Genomic DNA, 21,718 nt, shown 5'->3' on the forward strand with positions numbered 1-21,718 from the left:
AATGAAAACAGGTGTTGCAATATCCGTTATTGGTGCAGGATTAGGAACATTAGGGGGCGGTGGACTTTTAGTTAACCATTTTTTCTTAAGATCTAGTGTAATCGATGTATTAACTGGCAAAGGACATACTTTTCTTAGTTTTGAAAAAGATGGTGACTTGGCTACTTGGAAAACAATTGCTAAAGCCTACCATAGTAGCACAAAAAATAGATTGGGAGATTTAAAGGTTACATTAGCGGAGGGTGATCAATCTACAACAGATCAAAGCGCTAAAGATTTAAGAAAAGCTTGTAAAGAAGTTATTGATTCCAAAGGCTATACAGATGCTACTTTACTATCTGCTGAGCAGTGATGTGTTAAGCCAATAACTATTAAAGAGTTAATAGGAAAGCACAGAAAAGTTCTAAGTTTAGACATAAATACTGACGAAAATCAGCCGGAATGAAATAAGAAAGTAGAAGATTATTTGAGAGATGGAGCAAAAAATAAAATACCTAGCACTACTTTAACTGCTCGTACTGAAAACAATAATACAAAAGAAAATAGAAAAAAACTCAAAACTGACTGCAATACATTAACTGGAAAGAAAACACACGATGCGAATTTCCATGAAAATTACTCACAATTTAATGAATGATGTACAGTATCTAAATAATAATTTCTTTAAATTACTAATAGACAATTTATTAAAAATCACGTCTCTTTGATGATCTTTAGAAAATTTTTAGCGGCTATCGGCTATATTGTTTCTTCGTCTGGGGCTGGGGCTACTTGCTGATATTTGGCACAACCAAAAACAATAGGAGAAGCAATAACTAAGATAGATACCTTAAGTTCCACCCAAGAACATTTCGTAAATACTTGAAGGTTATTTAAGGATGATCGTAATTTTATGAACTGAGTTATTAGTGCGAGTAACAATTTAGATCATGCAAGTCCTACTTTTGAAAATGATGCTGCCAAAATAGTAAAGGAGTACTGCAAAGAGGTAACGGAGTTGCCATTAAACGAAATAAACATAAAAGAACTACTACCTAAAGCACTTACTTGATGTACTATTCCTAAACAAACAAAAGCAAATGTTACAGTGGGTGAAAACACTTCTTGAAATGAAATAACTGAATTAATAAAGGAAAAGGGAATTGAATCAAATAATGAAGTATTCATGGTAGGTGTTGATTATTCTGAATGAAAACGTGGTTTACAAAGAAAAACGCTCTATTGTTGAAATAAAGAAAAAGACGATTGAGAAATCAAGAAAGTAGGTGAGTTTTGTAGTTAGGCAATGAGTGTAAGAAGACTTCTTTACTTTAGTGGTGTAATTCCTACTGTTTTTGGGGGTGGTACACTAGGTTGGTGATTTGGCCGAGATAAAACAATAGAGGATGCACTAAGAAGAATTGGTCAAGTTTCTTTTGACAATGAAAAAGATTTCAGAACAGTTTATGATAGATTCAAAGATAGTGAGGGCTTTAAGCAAACAATTCCAAGCGCTAATTCATGAAAATCAGTTGTTGATTGATGCAAAGTAAATTTAGCTCTTGAGTTAAATGAAAAACATATCAAAGAAGTATTGCCTAAAGTACTTAAATATTGTACACAATTTAAAGAAATTGAATTTGAGGACACAAGATTTCCAAATTTTGGAGGGCTAATGTCGATAGTTAACGACAATACAAAAAAAATAAATGGCAGAAAAAATAATTTAGTTTTTATGTACGGAAAAGATAGTTATTGCGCAAATAATGTAGAGAATCCCGGAAATGGAACACAATTTAGAAAATGTACAGGGACCAGAAGTGAGTATCCTTTGTACGTTGAACCATATGGATTAATTAGTCCAAATGACAATGATAAATGAAAGCAAATGCTTAATAAATATTTGGGGAGTAATAACATTTTTCATTTAGATTTGAAAAATTCTGTAAGTGTAACAAGCCAAGAAGGACAAATAATAGAGCAAGAACAAAATATTAATAACCACAATATCAATGCATTATCAAAACATTGTCATAATAAATTACTACGTAACTCCTACAAAAATACAAAAGATTATGACGATGCTTTAAAGCTTGCTGTTACTTGATGTACAGATACAGGTTTAGACAAAGCAAAGTTAGACAAATTTCTTGAAGGAGAAAAAAAATAAATATTCTTAAATTCACATACATTATCAAATTTACTTAGAAGATAAAAGAGTATTTACATTTAATGTCTAGTACTTTAGTAAAGGCTGGTATTGGTTTAGCAGGAGTTACCACCATTGGTGGAGGTGTTACTGCCGCTTATTTAATTAATAACAAAGAAGTAGAGGAAACAAGACCTTCTACTATTCCTTCCGAAGCTGTTCCCCGAAACCAGATGAACCAAGATCAATTATTGATTTTTTAAAGGATAAGCAATTGGAGTTAATTGGAGACACAGAAGAACAAAAATGAACACCAAAATGGAATACATTTAAGACCGATTTTAAAAGCGTAAATCCTCCCTTAGGGTGAGTTATGGAAGATTGAGACAATAAAAAAACATCACCAACAACTCCCCCAGAATTCAAAAAATTATGCCAAGATAATGGTGCTAAAAAAATAAACAATAATGAAGATAGCAATTTTTCAACAACAGAGAAATACTGTACTAAAACATTAAGAGGTTAAGATACTTGTTTGTTGTTAGATCAAAGTTAACAACCCTTAATAATTTAAAAACAAAATATATGCCATCTCAAAAAACATACTTTATTTTTTAAAATAAAAATTTCCGTATTAACTACTCTTAATTAATGGCATTTTCCGTTGCTAAAAAAGTAGTGGTAGTAACAACTAGCATTATCTATTCACACAGTTTTTGACAGTTAATAGCATTAAAGAAGAATTAATTAAGAAACATAACGTCCCTTTAGATTTAACTGCTACTTCTGAAAAAAATTATGAACATTTACAAGAGTTAGCAAAGCAATACTTAGTGGCAAACCGTCAGGGAAAGAAAGAATTGACTTTAAGCTCTGCAACAGATACTAAACCCTTAAGAAAAAATGTTTGACTCTCTTAAATAGCAGTTCCAACCATAAAAATTTAACAAGCTCAGAAAACTGATGTACTGGAGAAAATGTACCAAGAAAAATATCAACCCTTATGAATCAAAAAAAGGACGGTACAGTTTGAAATTTTCCATGAAAAAGATTTAAAGAAAAGCACAATAACAAAAATCCAATAAGGATTTGGAATATCAGAAATTGAGAGGCAATAAAGAATAATGATGAGGTACCTAATGAAAAAATAAATATACTAACAACTAGTTCAGGTTCAGTAATGTTAGGTAAAATAGAAAAATTCTGTACTAAAGCAAATAATGACTAGCACATTTGTAAAAATAGCTAGCTTAGGTGGAGGGATAGCAACTGTAACAGGGGGCACCATTGCAGTTGTTTATTCATTGTCTGATTCTTCAAAAACAAAACCCAGTACCCAAAGCAATGGCGATGAATCTTCAAAACAACAAAATACTAAACAACCTCAATCAATTACTCAATTACTCAATTACTAACAAATAATAATTTGAAATTATTAAGCAAAAGCGAACCGAAAGATAATGATAAATGAAATACCAATTGACAAAAATTTCAACAAGCTAACAATAGTGATACTGCTCCAAGTGTGCCTTGGAACTTTTCAGATTGAAAAACAACTAGAGTAAAGACTACGGCTCCCGAGGAATTCAAGACTGAATGTGAAAAACATGGAGCACAAACAGCAATTAATGAACAAAATTCAAGTTACATAGCAACAAGTACATATTGTTCAAAAGGAATAGATGAATAAAAATCTTCTTATTCAATAGGAAGATCAATGTGAATTCAAAATTCACATAAAAGAGAAATTGTTCTTGCAAAAAATAATTAATGACCAAGACTATCAAAATTGCAGCAACTACTATTAGTGTTGGCGGTGTGGCGGTTGGTTCAGGATTTGGTATTCATCATTTAACAAAAGAAGAAACAAGCTCAACAGATAACAGTAAATTAGAGAAAAAATCCGTTACTCCTAGCAATTCCTTCTCAATATCATTAGGTGCATCTGTTCTTAATTTAGACGGAGGTTCAGATCAAATACAGTGAACCTCAAGACTTGAAGAATTAAAGAATGTTAGTTCCGATTTACCTGAAGATTTAATAGCTTTAAAGACCGAGAAAACTTGAAAAGACTTACAAGTTTGATGTTCAAGAAACAGTAATAACAGTTTTGAAAGGGAAGACGCTCCTGATTTTCGGAACTTCAAGAGTTTTTGTACTTGAAAAGTAGGTGACAAAACTTGAGATAAAAAAATAGATGCTAACAAAGAAGCTACACATGAAGATTGAGGTACTGCACATGCAAAACTAAAAGCCAAACAGGGTGTAGAAGAGGCTAATTTATCAGAAGGATTGAAAACTGCAAAACAAGCGACCGCGACAGAAAATAATCACGAAGATAGAAAAGCAATGCACTTGTGATGTACTAGCGCTTACAAAGAAATGTGAACAGACGATAATGCAAAAAGTTTTCTAGAAGTCAAAGAATATTGCAGAACTTAATAATTAATTTATTTCTTATTAGATAAAGCATCAACTAATCCATCAGCATCACAATTATTATCGGTACATGGCATTGTAAGCGCTTCAATGAATTTTTCAGTTAATGTTTCAATTTTTGCCTCTTTAGATCGTTGATAAGCTTTTTCTGCTGCAATTATTCCTAAAAACTCTGCTTTTGCAGAGGGCTTCTTAGATGGTCTTTTTCTTTCTTCATTTACGTCTGCCTCAAGATCTTGAATATATTTTGCAATTGCTTTTTTTGCAGAATTTTTTAAGGTTTCAAAAGAAAAATTAGAGGCAAGTAATCCTTTCAAAACAGCATTAACTGTATCGCTAAGTACAGCAGCTGGAGTAGGTGGCTGACCAGTTTTTGATGGCTTAAATTTTTGCTTTATCTCTTCTGCTGTTAATTGCTTTTCCTTCTCCTTTTCTTCCTCTGTTTTTTCTGCCTTATCAGATTTTTGCTCTTCTGTTTCAGCTTTCTTCTTTTTCTCTTCTTGATCTTTAATTAACTCTTGAGCTGCTTCATGTGCCTTATCAGGATCATCTAAATACTGTTCTAAAATCTCTTCAATTCCTTCTGCACCTAAATCTTCAAAAGCGTCTGGGATTCTCTTGAACTAAAGTATTAAAGTCATTTATCATTTCTTCAAATTTAGGATGTCCCATTAAATCACCTAATTTACTTCAATTAGCACTATTTCCAAACATAGCTCACAAAGCAGATCCTCCTCCCCCTCCTAAGAAAGTGCCTCACTTAAATAAAGATAACCTTAATTCCTTTCAATTCTTTACCATCTCAGGAATATTCCCAATAAATTTAAGAAACTTATTCGCAAATCATTCATAAACTATCTTTGCCCAAGCAACTAATTTCTCATAAAGCTCTAATGTCCCTGACTTAATTCCATCAATATTAAAGAATGATTGAAATCACTGTTGAAAATCATCTTTCTTGCCTACAACACTAGCGCCTCATTCACTAATAGTATTTCCTAATGCATTAATTCCTTTTCCAAAAGGAGTTAATGCTAATTGTGCAAAAGCTGGCCTAATTGCTTCATTTAATTTTGTAGAAATACTACTATTAAATACTAAGACAGAGCCAGATCCTACAATTACTGTTCCAGCTAAACAAGAAACTAATAATTGACGACAATTAAAACTTAATAATTCTGAAAATGGGGGAGTGAGCTTTAAATACAAAGTATTATTACCTAAATAAATATAGTTGCTTTTTAAAATTGAGATATTACTTACATGTCAGAATGACTAAATAAATGTTCTGTTGGTAGTTTAGTTTTTTCAGGATTATTAGGTTTAGGTGTAGCAGTACATTACAGAAGTAAAGTAACTATTGCAGAACACTTAAATAGTATGGGCTTACCCATACTAACAAAAGGTAGTCATGAATGAGGTAATGTATTCAAGCAATATCAAAAAGAAAAAAGTACATTAAGGATATCTGATCTTGAATCAGAAAATTGAAGTAATTTAAGAGATTGATGCCTAAATAAATCTAAAGAATACTTTAGTCATAAAAATAAAGATCTATTCTTCAAAATAAGTGCCTGATGCACACATCCCTATACCATTAGTGGATGAATAGAACATAATAAAAATAGATCCTTAATTAAAGACCCCCTAAAAAAACCACATTGTGAAACAAATAAAGATAAACATTTCAAACATGAAGAGGATCAAATTTATCTACAATTCATAAAAGATTGTACTACTTTAATAACTGATAAATAATGGCCCTATCAAAAGGAGGAATAATTACTGCTGGCCTACTGTCTACTGGAGGTATTGGTGGTTCAATAGCATTAGGATATTATTTAACAAACACTAGTAAAGAAACATTTAGAGATAAATTATCGGGAACATTATTAACTAATGAACAAGCTGATGATGCTAAATGAACCGCAAGAGTAACACTATTATCAAACGACAACTCAAATACACTAACACAAGAACTCAGAACAATAAAGGGTGAAACAGGAAATGATAAAGTACAAAAAATTAAAAATTGATGCAACAAAAACCTTAATAATAATTATTCTGACGATCAACAATTGTTAACAAACCTTCGAAAATATTGCGCTTACAATGTTAAAGACAAACTAACTAAAGCAATAGACACTGGTTCTTGGGATGCCAACACACACGATAAGAAACTTAAAGATGCACAAGAAAAAGACTTATCTGACAACATGAAAAACATCAAAATTAAGTTAACTACTTCGGGCACAGGGGCTAATACAAACGCACTTAAAGAATGGTGTGTATCGCTTGATAAAGTTGTATTTAAAGGCACAAACGACCAAAATTTCAAAGATGCTCAAGAATATTGCGAAACTCAATAGTTATGCATTACTTAGCTAAAGCAGAAATAGCTACTTTAGGTGGAGGTATTGCTGATTACTTACGCATGACAAAAAGACTTTTGTAAGTGAATTAAGCATATCTGTTCTTAAACTTACAGGAAATACAGATCAAACTGCCTGAAAAGCAAGAAAAAATACTTGAAAGGGAGATAATAATAATTCTTTTGTTAATGCTTCCACATATTGCAAAAACACATAGTCTTTAGTGAAGTCTATTGCAGTTAAAGTATTAATCGGAACGTTAGTTGCTGGAACAGTAGCAACAGGAGTTGTTTTTGCTAACTTTGAAGATAATTATGAAAGTTACTTAAGGAAACAAGGAAGAGAATTATTAACAAGTGGTTCTGATAAATGAAATACTTTAAAGACTAAATACTCAAAAGAAGGGGATGGGTTGTTAATAACTATTGAAGATAAGCCAGTTCAAAAAACTGATTTACAACCTGAACAACTAAAGGAATGGTGTTTAGCAAATAATAAAGGTAAGTTTACTAATACAAAAGATGAAATTTACCAAAGAGTATCGGCGTGATGTACTGAACCAAAAACTATTGTTGAAAAAATAGGACTAGAAAATATACTAGATGACACAGAACCTGCTACACCTTCTGGAACGGGTGTTGCACAAACTCTTAATCAAGCATTATGAACGAGAAAAGCACAAAATTACAATACAGAAGGAAATACAATATTAATAAAACAAATAAATAATAGTAGTGCAGAAGGAACAGAAGATATTAGAGTTAGCGCGGCTACCGAAGCAATACTAAGAGCTTGATGTAGATTCTCAAAAAACAAACATTTCAAACATGAAGAAGATGCACGTTACAAAGCTTACTTATCTTGATGTACTAAATAACTCAATTTAATTGGCTTCCATAAAGATTGACAAAACTTTAAAAAACATGGTAGTAATAGGAGGAACAGTCTCAACTGTGGCTTTTGGCTTTTCAATGGTATCTTCCAAAGCTAGCATGAATAAATCAATTAGTCTAGGATATCCGACCAGCAAATGAACTCCAAATGTAACAAATATTGATAGTGTTGATAACATTGAAGATCTTGAATTGCAAAAGGGGTGTAAATTCGTATTCTATAACAAAAGCGAAAAACAAACAGCATTCAGTGGTGGATTAGTAAAGGATGCCAGAAATTATTTAAATGGTGTTAGTGATGAATCAAAAAAACAAAAAATAATTGAAGAGGTTAGGAGAAATAAAGACAATTGTAACAAAGATGGATTTATTTACATTGAACTAGAATAGTGACCTTAAAAGGGGCAAGAATTGTAAGAAATATGTTATTAATTGGGGGAACTACCTCCACTATATCTTTTGCTTGTTCTTTGGCTAAATCAAGGTCTAATTTACCACATTTAGATTATCAAGCATACGAAGTGGGCAAAAATATAAAGACTATAGGTAGCATTGATAATATTGAGGATTTTGAAGCAAACAAAGGGTGTAAATTTTTCTTCTATCCAAAAGGAACTGGTAGATTTGATCAAAAAGAAATAAAGGATGCTAGAGGATTTTCAAAAGGAACAAACGATAGTGCAATAATAAGTAAAGCAGAGGAAAATAAAAGTAAATGCGCAAAAAATAGCTTTGTCTACATTGAAATACCGTAATAACTTTAAAGGACGCCCAAATTGTTAGAAATATGTTGTTGATCTGAGTGACAACAACTGCTTTTGGCTGTGCTTTGACTAAATCAAAAGATAATTTTAGTGCAATTAGACTATTCATTAAACAGCAGTAAACCTAAAGAAATAAAGGCCATCAGCAATATAAGATAATATTGAGAATTTTGAATTTCAAAAAAGTGCAAATTCCCATTCTACAAAAAGAAAGGAGGTAAATTTGACCCAGCAGAAATAAAAGGGGATAAAGAGTTTTCAGAATCAACAAAAACACAAGAGAGTGAAATAGTTAGCAAATTAAACACAAATAAAGAAAAATGTGAAAAGAATAGATTTGTCTATATAGGAGTTTCCATAATGACTTTAAAGGGTAGCAGAACTGTAAAGAATATGGTAGTAATAGGAGGAACAGTCTCAACTGTGGCTTTTGGCTTTTCAATGGTATCTTCCAAAGCTAGCATGTCTAAAATACACAATCTATCTTACTCAACAGATAAAGTAGGAAAAAATATAACAACTATTAGCAATTTTGATCAAATTGAGGATTTTGAATTTGCCAATGGTTGCAAATTTCTATTCTACAAAAAAGGAGATAAAGATGCCTTCAAAAATGGGGAAGTTAAAGGGGCTAGAAGTTTTTCTTCAGGAGAAAATAATAATCAAGAAGAAATAATTAAGAAAGTGCAAGACAATAAACAGAATTGTACTAAAGATAGATTTATTTACAGCGAAATTTAATGACCCTTAAGGGTAGTAGAACCTCCAAAAACATGATTGTTATTGGAGGTACAGTATCTATTGTGGCTTTTGGCTTTTGGCTTTTCAATGGTATCTTCCAAAGCTAGCATGTCCAAAGTGGCTAGTTTAAGCTACCACAATGGTAATTGAACTCCAAATGTAACAAATATTAGTAGTATTGACAATATTGAAGATCTAGAGCATTCAAAGGGATGTAAGTTTCTTTTCTACAAAAAGAACGAAAAAACTAATGCCTTTTCTCAGGGAAAAATAAAGGATGCAAGAAGTTATTCAACAGAAAATAAAGATAAAGAAAATAACCAAATACAACAAGTAACAACTCACAAAGATAAATGCGAAAAGAATAGATTCATTTATATTGAAATGGATTAATAGATTTCAAAATAATACATCTTTAAACAAGTAAAAGCAAAAAAAGAAATACATTAATAAATATGGAAAATTTACTTATTGCAATACTAATAATGCTATTAACTCAATTACTTAGAATTTAAAAAATAAGAAATCTGATATAATGCAGGAGGCTTTATTGTGTGTTCTTTATTGTTCCTTTTCGAATAGTGTTTTTCTAAATCAGGGCTTTAGGCTTAGTCCTTTGCTGTAGATGTTTATTTGATTATCCAAGACATCACTTGGAGTGTTGGCTGGTGCGCTGTCAATAACTGGTTTATCATTAGTTCATTCTTTAAAGATACCTACAATAAAGGAAGAAATGCTTAATTCAAGAAGAGTGCCTTTTGAAGGAAACTGAAATATCAAATTTATCTCAATGAAAAAACGTCCATGATTTAATAATCTTGAACAAGCTCTAAAAAAAGAAAATCCTAATCTAAGTTATTCTGATATGGAAAAAAATGGTGGCAACTTACTAGAAAAATGATGTAAATCTTTCTGAAATGAAAAAATTTCCTTTAATAAAGAAGAAAAAACTCTAAGTAATGCAAAAAAGTGGTGCTCAACTACTTAGATTTTGCTCTTTCTGTAATTCGTTGGATTTCTTGTAACACTTCTTGCAATCCCTTTAAAGTATTTTTTAATTCTTCTTGATTTACTGTTTCTTTTGTTTTACTTTGCATAGATTTTGCTTTCTCTAAATAAAGTTTTGCCCTTTTCTCTAAACTATTTAATTTCAATGCTCCTACTAGATCCTTTGTTCCAAGCCCTTTATTTGTACTATTCTCAGCCATTTTGTCAATTATTTCAACAGTTTCTTTAGGTTTAGCGCTGAAAGCATCCAATATATTTCCTACATCATCACTACCTAATTCATCCAAAACTTTTGGTTGTTTCTGTATTAAATTACCAATTGAAGAGGCAAATTTACCAAAATCCTCTTGTCCCATAGCTTCAAATAATTTGGTAATTAATAAAGCATCTCCTCCCTTGGCATCAAAAATATTTTTCAATATTGAAAGCAAATTAATTGCTTGCTCGCCATGTTTAGCTATTCATTCTTTAATTTTCTTTCAATCAAATTCCTGAATTTTTGAATAATATTCTCGAAAAGCCTCTAATGCAGTTGAGCCCCATCCATTTAAAGTAGTAAACATAGTCCTAGAACCATTTTGTAACTGATCTAATTTCAAATATTCCTTAGCTTTTTTACTTCATCCTTCTGTCTTATTTATTGCTGTTTTTGACCAATCAGATAAAGTACCAAATAACTCTGTTATTCCTTTGCCAAGCTTACTAGTAACAGGTTTAATTATTACATTAGCTTTACTAACTATTTCTTGTAATTTCTTATTTAATTCAGTATTTTTCCCACTTACATTTGAAGCTAAACCAACTGAAGATACTCCTGCTACTCCCAAAAGAAATGCTGGCTTTAAAGTACTAGAAAAAAGATAATTGGATAGGGGGGGGGTTGGAATTCTTATTGAAATCATGAATCTACTCTTTTATTTTCTAAAAAAATAAAGATTAAGAGTATAAAGAGCTAAGAATAATACATGTTCAGAGTCTTAATTAAATGCATTGGAATTTCTGGGATGTGTGGATGTGCAGTTTTAGCATCTACATCATTTACTAACGAAGACGAAAGAGAGTCGCCACATAGAGTTAGTTTAAATTCAGCAACTAAAAAAGTAGAAGAAATTACGAAACTAGAGGACATAGACGTTTGGGGTAAACAAAATGGTTGTAATTTTGTATTTATTGATAATTGAAAAAGCAAATTAATTTACAATGCCGAAGGATTTGCAACAGCTAAGGGGGGAAAAGAGAAAAAAATAGAGCCAAGTGAACAAGAAAATGAAATTACTTGAGAACAAGCAATTGTTCGAGATGTGAAAAAATTTCAACGTTACTGTGGCAATAAACTAAGAACCTTTAGCTTTCAATACAATAGTAAAGATAAAGAATTCTTTATCGCAAATCCTGATGATACTCCTGCAAAAATAAAAAACAGTAAACCAAATGCTTAATTTTATTTTGAATAATTTCCTAAAATCCGTTTAATTTCATCTAATAATTTATTCAAAGTTTCATGGGCCTTTTTGGCTTCTTCTTTTTCTCTTTCATCTAATTGAGATTTTAGAGTAAATTTCTTAGCATTTTCAATAGCTATTTGTACTCTTTCTCTTAAAGCAGAAGGTTTGAGAGCATTCATTAATGTATCCTTATTTGCTTTTTCGGTTTCAGGCTTATTTGAAAACTCTTTAATAATTTTTGTAGTTCCTGTTGGATCGGCATTGTAAGCATTAACAAAATCACCAAAATCCTTTCCATCCATTTCTCTAAATACATCTCCCTTCTTGGAAGCTAATTCTCCAGTAGCTGAAAGAAACTCTCCAAAATTAGGCTTTTCTAAAGCCTTAAATAACTGAGCTAACATAGACTCATTACCATCAAATCCTCCTTTGAAAATATTGCTCATGAAAGACAAGATATCTTTAGATAAAGAACCATACTGACTAATCAACTCTTTAGTCTTTGTCCAAGAAAACTCCTTAATTAAATTTGGGATATTCCTAGCTAAGAAAGGATAAGTCTTTGTTATTCATTGCTTCAATAAACTAAATATTTGTTTCGTTCCTTCTGGGACAGTATCAATTTTTGTAATCTCTTTAATTAACTTAATAGCATTATCTTTTTTATTAGTAACTACTTTAGCTCAATCGCCTAATTTTTCAAATAATCCACTAGCTCCTTTAGTAAATTCTTGAATAACTGGTGCAAATGGTTTAGATACTGTATCAAATGTTTCTTTAACTTTATTAATTGATTCTTTTGAAGGCGTTGAAGTGTAAAGAGCTAAAGAAGAAGTAGTTGCTACACCTAAAAATAAAGCTGGCTTAAACGAGGAAGTAGTGAATCAATTTCCTAAGGGGGGGGGGTGTGATTCTTAAAGGAATCATAAGAAATTCTTTTTGTTGAAAACTACAATAACCTATTTACTATAAAAATGAGGAATATACTATGTTCAAATTATTAATTAAGTACATTGGAATTTCTGGGATGTGTGGATGTGCAGTTTTAGCATCTACATCATTTACTAACGAAGACGAAAGAGAGTCGCCACATAGAGTTAGTTTAAGTAAGCGAGAAGGACGAATAACAGCTGTTAATAAATTAGAGGATATTGATGTATGAGGAAAACAAAATGGATGTAGCTTTGTCTTCATAGAAGATTGGAACAGAAAACAAATTTACAATGCCGAAGGATTTGCAGGCAAGAAAGGAGGAAAAGATAAAGAAGCATTCAAAACAACAAAAGACAATAGTAAACAAAATACTTCAACTACTTGAGAAGAAGCAATTGTTAAAGCAGTTAATGACTTTAAAGATTACTGCAAAATAAAACTAAATACATTCAGTTTTCAATGAAGCGCAAAACACAATAAATTCTATATAGCTGATCCAAATATTACTCCTAGAGCAGAAGTGGAACAAGTAGCAAGTAGAAGATAATCTTATTTTAAAGACCCAGACGATTGAGTCCTTAGTGTTTCTTTAATCATCTCTGATAATTTTTGTAATTCTTCATAAGCTTTTTTTCTTCAGTTTTGTCTGACTTAGTTAATTTTTGTTTAGCTGTAAAGTATTCGGCACGCGCAATTGCAGCCTTTATTTTTCCTATTAAAGCTGACGGTTTAAGGGCCCCTATAACATCATCTTTCTTAACTGTTCCTTCTGGTTTTTTTGCAAACTCTTGCAACTTTTTTGTTGTATCTTCTGGGTTTTGATTGTAGGCATGCATTAAATCTCCAAATTCCTGACCTGTCATACCTTTAAAAGCCTCGACTTGTTTTGAAGCCAATTGACCCACTGCAGATAAAAAATCGCCAAAATTCCCTTGCCCTAAAGCCTTAAATAACTGAGCTAACATAGACTCATTATTTTCAAAACCACCTTTGAAAATATTGCTCAAAAGAGAAAGAAACTCTGTAGCCTTTGACCCATATTCATTAATCAAAGGTCTTAACTTTTCTCAGAAATCTTTACTTCATAAAGAAGAAACATATCTCTTTAAGAATTCATAAGCAGTATTACCTCAATTAATCAATATACTAAATATTTCTTTTGCTCCTGCAAGCTACACCATCCAGCTTAGCTAGCTTTATTCAATTAGATACATTATCTTTTTGATTAGCTATTAATTTAGATCAATCACCTAAAGTTCCAAATAATCCCTTAGTTCCGTCTAAGACTTTATTTGCATAAGGTTTCAGTGGACCGGTTGCTTTATCTATATTACTACTTAAAATTCCAACTACTTTTTCAGGTCCTCTAGAAGTTGAAGTGACTAAAGCTATTGAAGAAGTTACTGCTACTCCTAAGAATAAAGTGGGTTTAAGAGATGCAGTACTAAATCAGCTCTCTAGGAGGGGGGGGTAGAGAATTGCATGCCTTTTAGAAAAGAAAATATATAATTTATTCGCCCAAAGCTTTAATAAGATTAATAAACGCCCCTATTTAGTATTAATATTTACTTAAATTAGTCTGGGGATTCCCAGTGAGTTCCGTTACCAAATCTGTACTAGTATCATCTACTCTGATAGTACTTACAAATCTTAGTTATTCGACCTTTAATGCATTATTAGCTAACCCAAATATGGGGACATATTTGGAAGCACAAGGCTATACTCCGCTATTCAATGCTAAGAAAGAAGGCTTTACTAAATGGAAAAGAAATTACTTAATTTACAAAGACGAACTAAGGCAATTAATTCCAGAATTAGAGGATAGCGATAAACATGGTGGTTTTCTTTTGAAACAATGATGTAGAGTAAGACTAAATCAACCCTTCTCTAAAGAAAACTACTATTACTTTGATTTAACTAAGAAATACTGTACTATGAATATACAGAACACTATTCTAGAGGAAGATGACATAAGAACTATAGATGAAATACCTATTGAAAAACAAAAAGAATTATTTAATAATCCAGAACAACTACTAAGTCAATGTAAAGATTGATTCAGAATTCCTTACACCTATCAAAATTATGAATTATTTACAAAAACCAAGAAAACTTGTGCAACAAAAAACTGAATCTAATTTACTTACTTAAACCTAATTGTTTCTTGGCGCTTGCAATAGTAGATTGAAGCTCTCTTTGAAGTTTTTGAAGATTATCAAAGACTTCTTTTGCTTCTTTTTTCTCCTCGGGAGACATGCCTGCACCTTTGCCTATTAATTCAGTGGCCCTTTTTTTAACTTCTTTTATTTTTCCAATTAATGAATAAGTTTTCAATGATGACATCAAATCATCTTTTCCTTTAATTACTCCCTCTTTTCCGAACTCTTTCATAACCTCTACTGTTTTATCTGGTTCAGATTTAAAGGCACTTAATATATCTCCTGCTTCTTGTCCAGATAAATCAGAAAGCACTTTTCCATTATTCTTTGCAATATCTCCTATAGCTGATGTAAAGTCTCCAAACTTTTCGTGCCCAACAGCCTCAAATAACTTAGCTATTAAAGGAGTGTCTCCTCCTGTATTAGCTTTAAAAAAATCACTTATTACAGATAAAGAATTTCAAACAATTGGAACATATTTTGAAAGAATTTCTTTAATTTGTTTTCATTCTTTAAGAAATGAAGGTAATATATCTTTAGCAAACTTAACTGCTGTTTCCGATCATTGTTTAAGATTACTAAATATTATTTTTGCGCCAGAAGCAACTTTTTGAACAGTAGGATTACCAGAAACCCATTCGCTAACTTTATCTTTCTGATTTACTACTATTTTTGCTCAATTGCTCAGCGATGTAAATAATTTACTAACTCCTCCACCTATATACTCTGTTGCAATATTTAATGGACCGCTTACTTTACTAAGAATTTCCTTTATTTTTTGTTTACCCTCAGAAGAATCTGAAGATAAAGAAGAATAAAGACTAGCTGAAGAAATAGTAGATAAAACAACAAATAATACAGGCTTTAAATTAAATGTAGGTGTCAAGAAGCTACCACTTAAAGACAACTGCATTAACTAACTCTTTTTCTTTATTAATTCATCAATCTCTTTCTTTAATTCAGTTAACTCTTGAATAGCTTTCTTTGCTGCCTCTTTATCCTTATTCTTTAATATTTCTTGTGCTCTTACCATCAAACCATTAACTTTGTTCTTTAAGTTAGCTATTTTAAGTTTGTTTAATAACTCCTGTTTAGTGGCTCCATTTTTATTACCTATTTCTTTAAGTACTCTTGAAGTTCCTTCTGGATCAGAGGCATAACTATCAAATATGTGGCCCATCTCATTTGCATTTAATGAAGACCATAAATCAAAACTATTAGAGAATAATACTCTTAAGCTTTTTAGGAACTCTAATAAATTCCCATTGGAAGTAACTTCAAATAATTTGGCAAATATTGAATTACTTCCAAATAACCTTAAAAGTAAATCACTATTCTTTATTGAAGATTTTATCTTCTCTAAACTATCTCATTCTTTCTGTAAAAGAATAGTTGCTTCTTTAAGTGATTCATATACAGACTCTGCTCAAGTGTTTAATTTATTAAATAATATCTTTGCTCCATCTGGCACACTCCCTCCTTCCCAATTATTTATTACTTCTTTTGAGTTATTAGCAATACTCTTTGTCCAAGTACTTAAATTTTCTCCTATTTTTTTAGTTCCTTCAAATACTTCTCCAATTTCAGGAGTATTAACTCCTACATAAACTTTCTTTACTTCCTCTTTATTAGACTTAATAGATAATGCTGATCCTAATGCTGTTAAAGTTGAAATACTGAATAAGATAGCAAACTTAAAATGTAGCGAACTAACTCAAGAGCGCAGTAATAACACTTACCATAAACATATGCTAACAAATTTAAGTTCAATACATCAGAGTTATTTATTTTCATTATTAAAATAAGGTGAATTTTCTATAGTTAAATAAGTAATAATGGCTTTTCTTAGTTATTTAAATTTTGCCGCAACATTAGCAACCTTTGGTTGTATTTCTTTTGCAGCAAGTAATTTTGGAGTTAAGTTAGGAAAAATTGCTGGTATCCAAAATACTCTAGGATATCAATATGTTTCTAGCTCTCAATACAAAGACAAAATATATGAGGCAATATCAAAGGCAAATGCCTCAATAAATGGTGCTCCTGATTGAGCTAAAGATAAGACAAAATTAGAAAAATGATGTTCAAATCACGAGAAATCTACAAGATACTGAAAAGATACTGAAAAGATACTTCGAAATATTGCTTAATAAAGAATACTGTTAGACATCAGTTATTAGCAAATGGTTCTACTTTAAAAGAAAATATAGGAACGGATGAATGTACTAATGAATTATTAGATTCATATTCTGATAATAGTAAGGAGTCTGTAAATTACTTATTTGCTAAGAATAAATGTGTGACATCTCCACAAACAGCATCAAAATAATTATCTATTAAAGAATAAGGTGTTAAATTGGGTAAAGTTACCAGTAACCAGAATACATTGGGATACAAATACATTTCTGATATCTCTGAAACAGACCGAAAAAATAAACTATACGAATCAATAATCAAAACTGGAGCCCCTAGTTGAGCAAAAAATAAAGAAGATTTAGAAAAATGATGCAAAAGTTATGAAAAATCTCCTAGATATTGAAATGATGCCTCAAAATATTGCATTTTGAAAAATAATATTAGACATCAATTGATATCAGATGGATTTGAGCCAAATGAAGAACAACCAGCTAAGTGCGCTAAAGAACTATTTGATTCTTATTCTGATAGTAGCAAAACATCTGAAAGCTATTTATTCGCTAAAAACAAGTGTGCTACTCAGTTTCCCAAACCAAAAGCAAAATAACCATTATTTCAAACTAAATTAATAAATCTATATGTCTTTCTTACAGCACTTAAATTTTTTTACGACAATTGCGACTTTTGGATGTGTATCTTTTGCAGCAAGTAATTTTGGAGTTAAATTAGGTAAGATTTCGGGAAATCAAAACACTTTAGGCTACAAATATATTTCAGAATCAGAACATAAAGATAAATTGTATGAATCAATAATTAAGACAAGTAATCCTACTGTAGCAAAAACAGCCGAAGAATTGAAAAATTGATGCAATAAATATGAGAAGTCTCCAAGATACTGAAAAGATACTTCGAAATATTGCTTAATAAAGAATAATATTAGACACCAACTAATAAGCAAAGGCTTTACAATAAAAAATCCACTATCTCAAGCGGTCGAAAAACCAGAGGAGATGTGCACAGATGCATTGTTAGATTCATATTCCGATAGCAATCACGATTCTGCAACCTACTTATTTGCAAAGAGTAGATGTGTTGATACAACAAAACCTCCAGCAGCAGCAGCAGCTAAGAGATAGTTGTTTATTATCTAGTAAATACGAAAGGTTAATTTAAAAACAAGAAGCGTATATTACTTAATTCAGTGTCATTTCTTAGCCATCTTAATTTTGTTGCAACATTAGCAACCTTTGGTTGTATTTCTTTTGCAGCAAGTAATTTTGGAGTTAAACTAGGCAAAGTCGTTAGTCGCCAAAATACATTAGGATTTAAATATATCTCTGATTCAACACACAGTGACAAACTATATGATGCAATAGTTAAAGTAAACTCTTCTTTAAATAACGTACCTTCCTGAGCTAAAGACAAAGAGCAGTTAAAGAAATGATGTTCGAGTTATCAAACATCTACAAGATATTGAAAAGATGCATCACAATACTGTCTAATAAGGAACAATGTTTGACATAAATTAATCGAAAATAATATCGAATTAAAAGAAATACCTGAAATCGGAACCAATAATGATTGTAATTATGAATTGCTTAATGCATATTCTGATGGAGAAAATTCTCTTTCTTATTTAATAGGTAAACAAAAATGTTCAAAACCAAAAAAATAACAAATAATTATCTTTATTTTGATTTGTGCTGTTGTTTGATTGTTTCAATTTCCTGCATAACTTTCTTTAAGTTTTCAATTACAGACTTTAATTCGCCTTGATCAATTGGTTTTCCGGTTCTTTTTTGTTCCTCAAATTCCTTTGCTCTACCTAAATAATGTTTTGCCCTTCACATTAAAGATCCTTTATTTAAAGCACCCATTAATTGATCTTTATCTAATTTTCCTTCCTTTTGCTCTAATTTTTGTAATGTTTCAACTGTTCCTTGTTCATCTCCATTAAAGGCGTCAAATATCTTTCCTACATCATCACTATTTAAGTCATTAAATGCTTCTGGCTTCTTCTGAATTAAACCTCCCATAGCGGATGCAAATTCTCCAAACTTCTCGTTGTTTATCGCTTCAAATAATTTAGTAATTAACAAAGTATCCCCACCTTTTGAGTCAAAAATATTCTTTAATAATGAAAGAAGATTCACTGCCTTATCTCCATATTGTGCTATTAATGATCTTATTTTTTCTCAATTTATTTTGGCTATTTCTGGAACATATTGTTTAATTACATCTCATACTTGTCCTGATCAAGTCCCTAATTTAGAAAGCATCATTTTTGCTCCTGTCGGAATCTCATTAATCTTTGCATAATCCTTTAATTTATCTCTTCACTCTGAAGATTTGTTAACTACTTTCTTTAATCAATCTTCTAAAGTTTCAAATAACTCTGAAATGCCCGTTCCTAACTTCTTTATTGACTCTTGTTCGCCTACTTTCTTAACAATGTCATCTACCATTGATTTAGCTAAATTATTACTAGAGCTTAAAGTAGAAGTTAGACCAACCGAAGATATTCCTGATACTCCTAAAAGAAAAACTGGTTTAAGTAAAGAAGAATAAAATCCAGCCTTTAGAGGGGGGGTTGAAATTTGAAGAGGAATCACTATCTATTTCAAAAATCTAATTAAGAAAGTCCTTAAAAAGTTAGTACTAACTAAGTTAATTTATATTTTGCAGTTATTTCACTAATTTCCGCTTTAACTTTTGTTAATTGTTCTACAAGTTCTATTATTTTTTGCTTATCTGTTGGCGATTTATCAACGCTGCTACCACTACTATATTTAGCAATCATTTTTTCTGCTTCCTCTTTGTAACGCATAGCTCTTGCTTCAAGAGAATTCTTATTAAATGCTGCCATTAGCTTATCTTTTGAGACTTTACCAGTTTCTTCTTTTCCTAATCTTTCCACTGTTTCAATAGTTGCATTTTGATTAGAGTTAAAGGCATCAAACATACTACCAATTTCATCCATATTTAAATTATCAAAAGCATTTGGTTGTTTTGAAATTAAATTACCCATAGCAGATGCAAATTCACCAAATTTATCTTTGCCAAGAGCTTCAAATAATTTAGTGATTAATAAATTATCTCCGCCTTTTGAGTCAAAAATATTCTTTAATAATGAAAGAAGATTCACTGCCTTGTCTCCATATTGTGCAATCCCGTTTCTTATGCTCTCCCACTCAATTGATTTCAATTTTGGCGCATAATCTTTAATAAATTCACCTAATTTTTCTGTTCAACCTTCAATACTTTTAAACATAATTTTTGCACCTGATGGTATTTTGCTCAATTGAAGATAATCATTTAATTTATCCTTTAAGCCTTCAGTACTATTAACTACTTTCTTACTTCATTCTCCTAAAATTCCAAACAAACTACCTATTCCTTTTCCTAAAGTATTATTTATTGGCTCAATAACTACAGAAAGATGAGATTTGACTTTGTTTAAAGTGTCCTTGGTCCCTTGGTCGCTAGTATTTAAAGAAAAAGCTACTCCAACTGATGTAATGCTGGAAGTACCAACAAGAAATACAGGCTTAAGAAAAGAAGAATAAAGGCCAGCTTTTAGAGAAGGTGCAGAAACCTGTAATTGAATCATCGACAACTTAAATAATGAAGGCAATTAAAGAACAAATGAAAGGTAAATTTTAAATTCTTAAACTTAACAAAAGACGTTGATGTTAACAAAAAAATAATGCTTATTTTTTTGAATGTTTGCTAGTTATTTGCTTAATTTCCTGCATAACCTTCTCTAATTGACTAATAACTTCTTTCAAATTTTCTTGATCGATTCGTTCTCCGCTTTTTTGTTTTTGAAGAATTTCATTTGCTATTGCTCCATAACGTTTTGCTCTTGCCTCTAAAGAATTCTCATTAAAGACAGCCATCATTTGATCTTTTGTCACATTCTCTGATCTTTCCCCTAATTTTTTCATTTCCTCAATAGTATTTTCTGGTTTAGCATTAAATCCATCTAACATTTTTCCCATATCATCACTATCTAAACCATCAAAAGCTTCAGATTTTTTCTGCATCAAATCACCCATAGCAGATGCAAATTCTCCAAACTTCTCGTTGTTTATCGCTTCAAATAATTTAGTAATTAACAAAGTATCTCCTCCTTTAGAATTAAGAATATTCTTAAGCATAGAAAGGAAGTTGAGGGCTTTATCTCCATGCTTAGAAATTCATCTCTTTATTTGTTCTCAATCAAAAGATTTAAGTGTTGGTAAAAATTTCTCTATTGTTGGAGCTAACTGTTTTGCTCATGAATTGAGACTACTAAATATGGCTCTTGCTCCATCTGAAACCTTACTAATCTGCAAATAATCGTTTATTTTCTTTCCTAGTTTAAAATTTCCAATAGTTTTGCTTCAACCGCTCAAAATTTCAAATAAACTTCCTGTTCCTTTTCTTAATTCTGAAAGAACAGGTTCGGCAATTTCAGAAACTTTAGTTCTAACTTTTTCAACTGTTTCATTCGCCTTAGTATCTTTTGCATTTACTGTTGACACAAAACTTGCTGAAGTAATTCCTGCTACTCCTAAAAGAAACACGGGTTTAAATAGAGAAGAATAAAAACCAGCCTTTAGAGGGGGGGTTGAAATTTGAAGAGGAATCACTAATTAAATTCCCTAATGAGAACAAAAAAATTAAGAAAGAAATTTTAAATCCAAAAACTATTACTTATT

Annotated in this window: 36 protein-coding genes; 26 read left to right on the forward strand and 10 right to left on the reverse strand. The window is 31.0% G+C overall.

Going from position 1 to position 21,718, the window contains the following annotated elements; genetic code table 4:
- Position 1 precedes the first annotated feature (1 nt).
- The 10 genes from A6V39_RS01135 to A6V39_RS01180 all read left to right on the forward strand — a co-directional run bounded on the left by A6V39_RS01135 (position 2) and on the right by A6V39_RS01180 (position 4,570).
- On the forward strand, positions 2 to 655 hold the full coding sequence (locus A6V39_RS01135) for a hypothetical protein (protein ID WP_187149839.1): 654 nt from the start codon (positions 2 to 4) through the stop codon (positions 653 to 655).
- A gap of 51 nt (positions 656 to 706) precedes the next feature.
- Positions 707 to 1,282: a hypothetical protein gene (locus A6V39_RS01140; protein WP_187149840.1), complete on the forward strand. Its 576-nt coding sequence runs from the start codon at positions 707 to 709 to the stop codon at positions 1,280 to 1,282.
- Between the two features lie 3 nt (positions 1,283 to 1,285).
- Positions 1,286 to 2,149 (forward strand): hypothetical protein, encoded by an 864-nt coding sequence (locus A6V39_RS01145; protein ID WP_187149841.1) that lies wholly within the window; start codon positions 1,286 to 1,288, stop codon positions 2,147 to 2,149.
- Positions 2,150 to 2,211: 62 nt separating this feature from the next.
- The gene (locus A6V39_RS01150; RefSeq protein WP_187149842.1) at positions 2,212 to 2,391 is read left to right on the forward strand and encodes a hypothetical protein; all 180 of its coding nucleotides are present in this window, start codon (positions 2,212 to 2,214) and stop codon (positions 2,389 to 2,391) included.
- A gap of 11 nt (positions 2,392 to 2,402) precedes the next feature.
- The gene (locus tag A6V39_RS01155; RefSeq protein ID WP_187149843.1) at positions 2,403 to 2,654 is read left to right on the forward strand and encodes a hypothetical protein; all 252 of its coding nucleotides are present in this window, start codon (positions 2,403 to 2,405) and stop codon (positions 2,652 to 2,654) included.
- Positions 2,655 to 2,844: 190 nt separating this feature from the next.
- On the forward strand, positions 2,845 to 3,048 hold the full coding sequence (locus tag A6V39_RS01160; protein ID WP_187149844.1) for a hypothetical protein: 204 nt from the start codon (positions 2,845 to 2,847) through the stop codon (positions 3,046 to 3,048).
- Positions 3,036 to 3,356 carry a hypothetical protein gene (locus A6V39_RS01165; RefSeq protein WP_187149845.1) on the forward strand — a complete coding sequence of 107 codons (321 nt, stop codon included), beginning with the start codon at positions 3,036 to 3,038 and terminating at the stop codon, positions 3,354 to 3,356. The genes A6V39_RS01160 and A6V39_RS01165 overlap by 13 nt, the downstream gene beginning before the upstream one ends.
- Entirely contained in the window at positions 3,349 to 3,543 is a 195-nt protein-coding gene (locus A6V39_RS01170) for a hypothetical protein (protein WP_187149846.1), read from the forward strand. The genes A6V39_RS01165 and A6V39_RS01170 overlap by 8 nt, the downstream gene beginning before the upstream one ends.
- An 11-nt stretch (positions 3,544 to 3,554) precedes the next feature.
- Positions 3,555 to 3,818: a hypothetical protein gene (locus tag A6V39_RS01175; protein WP_187149847.1), complete on the forward strand. Its 264-nt coding sequence runs from the start codon at positions 3,555 to 3,557 to the stop codon at positions 3,816 to 3,818.
- 80 nt (positions 3,819 to 3,898) lie between these two features.
- A complete protein-coding gene (locus A6V39_RS01180; RefSeq protein ID WP_187149848.1) occupies positions 3,899 to 4,570 on the forward strand; it encodes a hypothetical protein in 672 nt (223 codons plus the stop codon).
- A gap of 8 nt (positions 4,571 to 4,578) precedes the next feature.
- Here the strand turns inward: A6V39_RS01180 and A6V39_RS01185 are convergent, their stop codons facing one another.
- Both A6V39_RS01185 and A6V39_RS01190 read right to left on the reverse strand, forming a co-directional pair.
- Positions 4,579 to 4,884, reverse strand: coding sequence for a hypothetical protein (locus A6V39_RS01185; RefSeq protein WP_187149849.1), 306 nt, complete (start codon positions 4,882 to 4,884; stop codon positions 4,579 to 4,581).
- Positions 4,885 to 5,104: 220 nt separating this feature from the next.
- A complete protein-coding gene (locus tag A6V39_RS01190) occupies positions 5,105 to 5,776 on the reverse strand; it encodes a hypothetical protein (protein WP_187149850.1) in 672 nt (223 codons plus the stop codon).
- A 54-nt stretch (positions 5,777 to 5,830) separates the two neighbouring features.
- On the opposite strand from A6V39_RS01190, the gene A6V39_RS01195 reads away from it, so the two are divergent.
- The 8 genes from A6V39_RS01195 (at position 5,831) to A6V39_RS01230 (ending at position 10,325) form a co-directional block, all read left to right on the forward strand.
- Positions 5,831 to 6,325, forward strand: coding sequence for a hypothetical protein (locus A6V39_RS01195; RefSeq protein ID WP_187149851.1), 495 nt, complete (start codon positions 5,831 to 5,833; stop codon positions 6,323 to 6,325).
- Positions 6,325 to 6,936 carry a hypothetical protein gene (locus A6V39_RS01200; RefSeq protein ID WP_187149852.1) on the forward strand — a complete coding sequence of 204 codons (612 nt, stop codon included), beginning with the start codon at positions 6,325 to 6,327 and terminating at the stop codon, positions 6,934 to 6,936. Before A6V39_RS01195 ends, A6V39_RS01200 begins: the two co-directional genes overlap by 1 nt.
- A gap of 226 nt (positions 6,937 to 7,162) precedes the next feature.
- Positions 7,163 to 7,816, forward strand: coding sequence for a hypothetical protein (locus A6V39_RS01205; RefSeq protein WP_187149853.1), 654 nt, complete (start codon positions 7,163 to 7,165; stop codon positions 7,814 to 7,816).
- Positions 7,817 to 7,826: 10 nt separating this feature from the next.
- The gene (locus A6V39_RS01210) at positions 7,827 to 8,222 is read left to right on the forward strand and encodes a hypothetical protein (RefSeq protein ID WP_187149854.1); all 396 of its coding nucleotides are present in this window, start codon (positions 7,827 to 7,829) and stop codon (positions 8,220 to 8,222) included.
- A 32-nt stretch (positions 8,223 to 8,254) separates the two neighbouring features.
- Positions 8,255 to 8,587, forward strand: coding sequence for a hypothetical protein (locus tag A6V39_RS01215; RefSeq protein ID WP_187149855.1), 333 nt, complete (start codon positions 8,255 to 8,257; stop codon positions 8,585 to 8,587).
- Positions 8,588 to 8,956: 369 nt separating this feature from the next.
- Positions 8,957 to 9,337 carry a hypothetical protein gene (locus A6V39_RS01220; protein WP_187149856.1) on the forward strand — a complete coding sequence of 127 codons (381 nt, stop codon included), beginning with the start codon at positions 8,957 to 8,959 and terminating at the stop codon, positions 9,335 to 9,337.
- Between the two features lie 117 nt (positions 9,338 to 9,454).
- A complete protein-coding gene (locus A6V39_RS01225) occupies positions 9,455 to 9,730 on the forward strand; it encodes a hypothetical protein (RefSeq protein ID WP_187149857.1) in 276 nt (91 codons plus the stop codon).
- 232 nt (positions 9,731 to 9,962) lie between these two features.
- Positions 9,963 to 10,325: a hypothetical protein gene (locus tag A6V39_RS01230; protein ID WP_187149858.1), complete on the forward strand. Its 363-nt coding sequence runs from the start codon at positions 9,963 to 9,965 to the stop codon at positions 10,323 to 10,325.
- On the opposite strand, the gene A6V39_RS01235 is transcribed toward A6V39_RS01230, so the two are convergent.
- Positions 10,318 to 11,247 (reverse strand): hypothetical protein, encoded by a 930-nt coding sequence (locus A6V39_RS01235; protein ID WP_187149859.1) that lies wholly within the window; start codon positions 11,245 to 11,247, stop codon positions 10,318 to 10,320. The two genes, A6V39_RS01230 and A6V39_RS01235, sit on opposite strands and share 8 nt — an antisense overlap.
- 63 nt (positions 11,248 to 11,310) lie before the next feature.
- Here A6V39_RS01235 and A6V39_RS01240 point away from each other — a divergent pair, with 63 nt between their 5' ends.
- Positions 11,311 to 11,784 carry a hypothetical protein gene (locus A6V39_RS01240; RefSeq protein ID WP_187149860.1) on the forward strand — a complete coding sequence of 158 codons (474 nt, stop codon included), beginning with the start codon at positions 11,311 to 11,313 and terminating at the stop codon, positions 11,782 to 11,784.
- A gap of 2 nt (positions 11,785 to 11,786) precedes the next feature.
- Here A6V39_RS01240 and A6V39_RS01245 read toward each other — a convergent pair whose 3' ends face one another.
- On the reverse strand, positions 11,787 to 12,371 hold the full coding sequence (locus A6V39_RS01245; RefSeq protein ID WP_187149861.1) for a hypothetical protein: 585 nt from the start codon (positions 12,369 to 12,371) through the stop codon (positions 11,787 to 11,789).
- Between the two features lie 407 nt (positions 12,372 to 12,778).
- On the opposite strand from A6V39_RS01245, the gene A6V39_RS01250 reads away from it, so the two are divergent.
- Positions 12,779 to 13,270: a hypothetical protein gene (locus A6V39_RS01250; RefSeq protein WP_187149862.1), complete on the forward strand. Its 492-nt coding sequence runs from the start codon at positions 12,779 to 12,781 to the stop codon at positions 13,268 to 13,270.
- A 31-nt stretch (positions 13,271 to 13,301) separates the two neighbouring features.
- Here A6V39_RS01250 and A6V39_RS01255 read toward each other — a convergent pair whose 3' ends face one another.
- Complete coding sequence (locus tag A6V39_RS01255) at positions 13,302 to 13,865, reverse strand: hypothetical protein (protein ID WP_187149863.1); 564 nt, start codon at positions 13,863 to 13,865, stop codon at positions 13,302 to 13,304.
- Positions 13,866 to 13,882: 17 nt separating this feature from the next.
- Here A6V39_RS01255 and A6V39_RS01260 point away from each other — a divergent pair, with 17 nt between their 5' ends.
- The gene (locus A6V39_RS01260) at positions 13,883 to 14,023 is read left to right on the forward strand and encodes a hypothetical protein (protein ID WP_187149864.1); all 141 of its coding nucleotides are present in this window, start codon (positions 13,883 to 13,885) and stop codon (positions 14,021 to 14,023) included.
- Positions 14,024 to 14,315: 292 nt separating this feature from the next.
- Positions 14,316 to 14,861 (forward strand): hypothetical protein, encoded by a 546-nt coding sequence (locus tag A6V39_RS01265; RefSeq protein ID WP_187149865.1) that lies wholly within the window; start codon positions 14,316 to 14,318, stop codon positions 14,859 to 14,861.
- Between the two features lies 1 nt (position 14,862).
- On the opposite strand, the gene A6V39_RS01270 is transcribed toward A6V39_RS01265, so the two are convergent.
- Together A6V39_RS01270 and A6V39_RS01275 are read right to left on the reverse strand one after the other, a co-directional pair.
- Positions 14,863 to 15,795 carry a hypothetical protein gene (locus tag A6V39_RS01270; protein WP_187149866.1) on the reverse strand — a complete coding sequence of 311 codons (933 nt, stop codon included), beginning with the start codon at positions 15,793 to 15,795 and terminating at the stop codon, positions 14,863 to 14,865.
- A 3-nt stretch (positions 15,796 to 15,798) separates the two neighbouring features.
- A complete protein-coding gene (locus tag A6V39_RS01275) occupies positions 15,799 to 16,617 on the reverse strand; it encodes a hypothetical protein (protein ID WP_187149867.1) in 819 nt (272 codons plus the stop codon).
- 100 nt (positions 16,618 to 16,717) lie between these two features.
- Here A6V39_RS01275 and A6V39_RS01280 point away from each other — a divergent pair, with 100 nt between their 5' ends.
- The 4 genes from A6V39_RS01280 (at position 16,718) to A6V39_RS01295 (ending at position 18,690) form a co-directional block, all read left to right on the forward strand.
- Positions 16,718 to 17,029, forward strand: a complete 312-nt coding sequence (locus tag A6V39_RS01280) for a hypothetical protein (protein ID WP_187149868.1) — start codon at positions 16,718 to 16,720, stop codon at positions 17,027 to 17,029.
- A gap of 206 nt (positions 17,030 to 17,235) precedes the next feature.
- Positions 17,236 to 17,622, forward strand: a complete 387-nt coding sequence (locus A6V39_RS01285) for a hypothetical protein (protein WP_187149869.1) — start codon at positions 17,236 to 17,238, stop codon at positions 17,620 to 17,622.
- 31 nt (positions 17,623 to 17,653) lie between these two features.
- On the forward strand, positions 17,654 to 18,151 hold the full coding sequence (locus A6V39_RS01290; RefSeq protein WP_187149870.1) for a hypothetical protein: 498 nt from the start codon (positions 17,654 to 17,656) through the stop codon (positions 18,149 to 18,151).
- Positions 18,152 to 18,216: 65 nt separating this feature from the next.
- Positions 18,217 to 18,690 (forward strand): hypothetical protein, encoded by a 474-nt coding sequence (locus A6V39_RS01295; protein WP_187149871.1) that lies wholly within the window; start codon positions 18,217 to 18,219, stop codon positions 18,688 to 18,690.
- A gap of 13 nt (positions 18,691 to 18,703) precedes the next feature.
- Here the strand turns inward: A6V39_RS01295 and A6V39_RS01300 are convergent, their stop codons facing one another.
- The 3 genes from A6V39_RS01300 to A6V39_RS01310 all read right to left on the reverse strand — a co-directional run bounded on the left by A6V39_RS01300 (position 18,704) and on the right by A6V39_RS01310 (position 21,649).
- The gene (locus tag A6V39_RS01300) at positions 18,704 to 19,627 is read right to left on the reverse strand and encodes a hypothetical protein (protein WP_187149872.1); all 924 of its coding nucleotides are present in this window, start codon (positions 19,625 to 19,627) and stop codon (positions 18,704 to 18,706) included.
- Positions 19,628 to 19,677: 50 nt separating this feature from the next.
- Positions 19,678 to 20,625, reverse strand: coding sequence for a hypothetical protein (locus A6V39_RS01305; protein ID WP_187149873.1), 948 nt, complete (start codon positions 20,623 to 20,625; stop codon positions 19,678 to 19,680).
- A 100-nt stretch (positions 20,626 to 20,725) separates the two neighbouring features.
- Entirely contained in the window at positions 20,726 to 21,649 is a 924-nt protein-coding gene (locus tag A6V39_RS01310) for a hypothetical protein (protein ID WP_187149874.1), read from the reverse strand.
- Positions 21,650 to 21,718 lie beyond the last annotated feature (69 nt).

The organism is Candidatus Mycoplasma haematobovis, assembly GCF_001645765.1.
Taxonomy (GTDB): Bacteria; Bacillota_I; Bacilli_A; order Mycoplasmatales; family Mycoplasmoidaceae; genus Eperythrozoon_B; species Eperythrozoon_B haematobovis.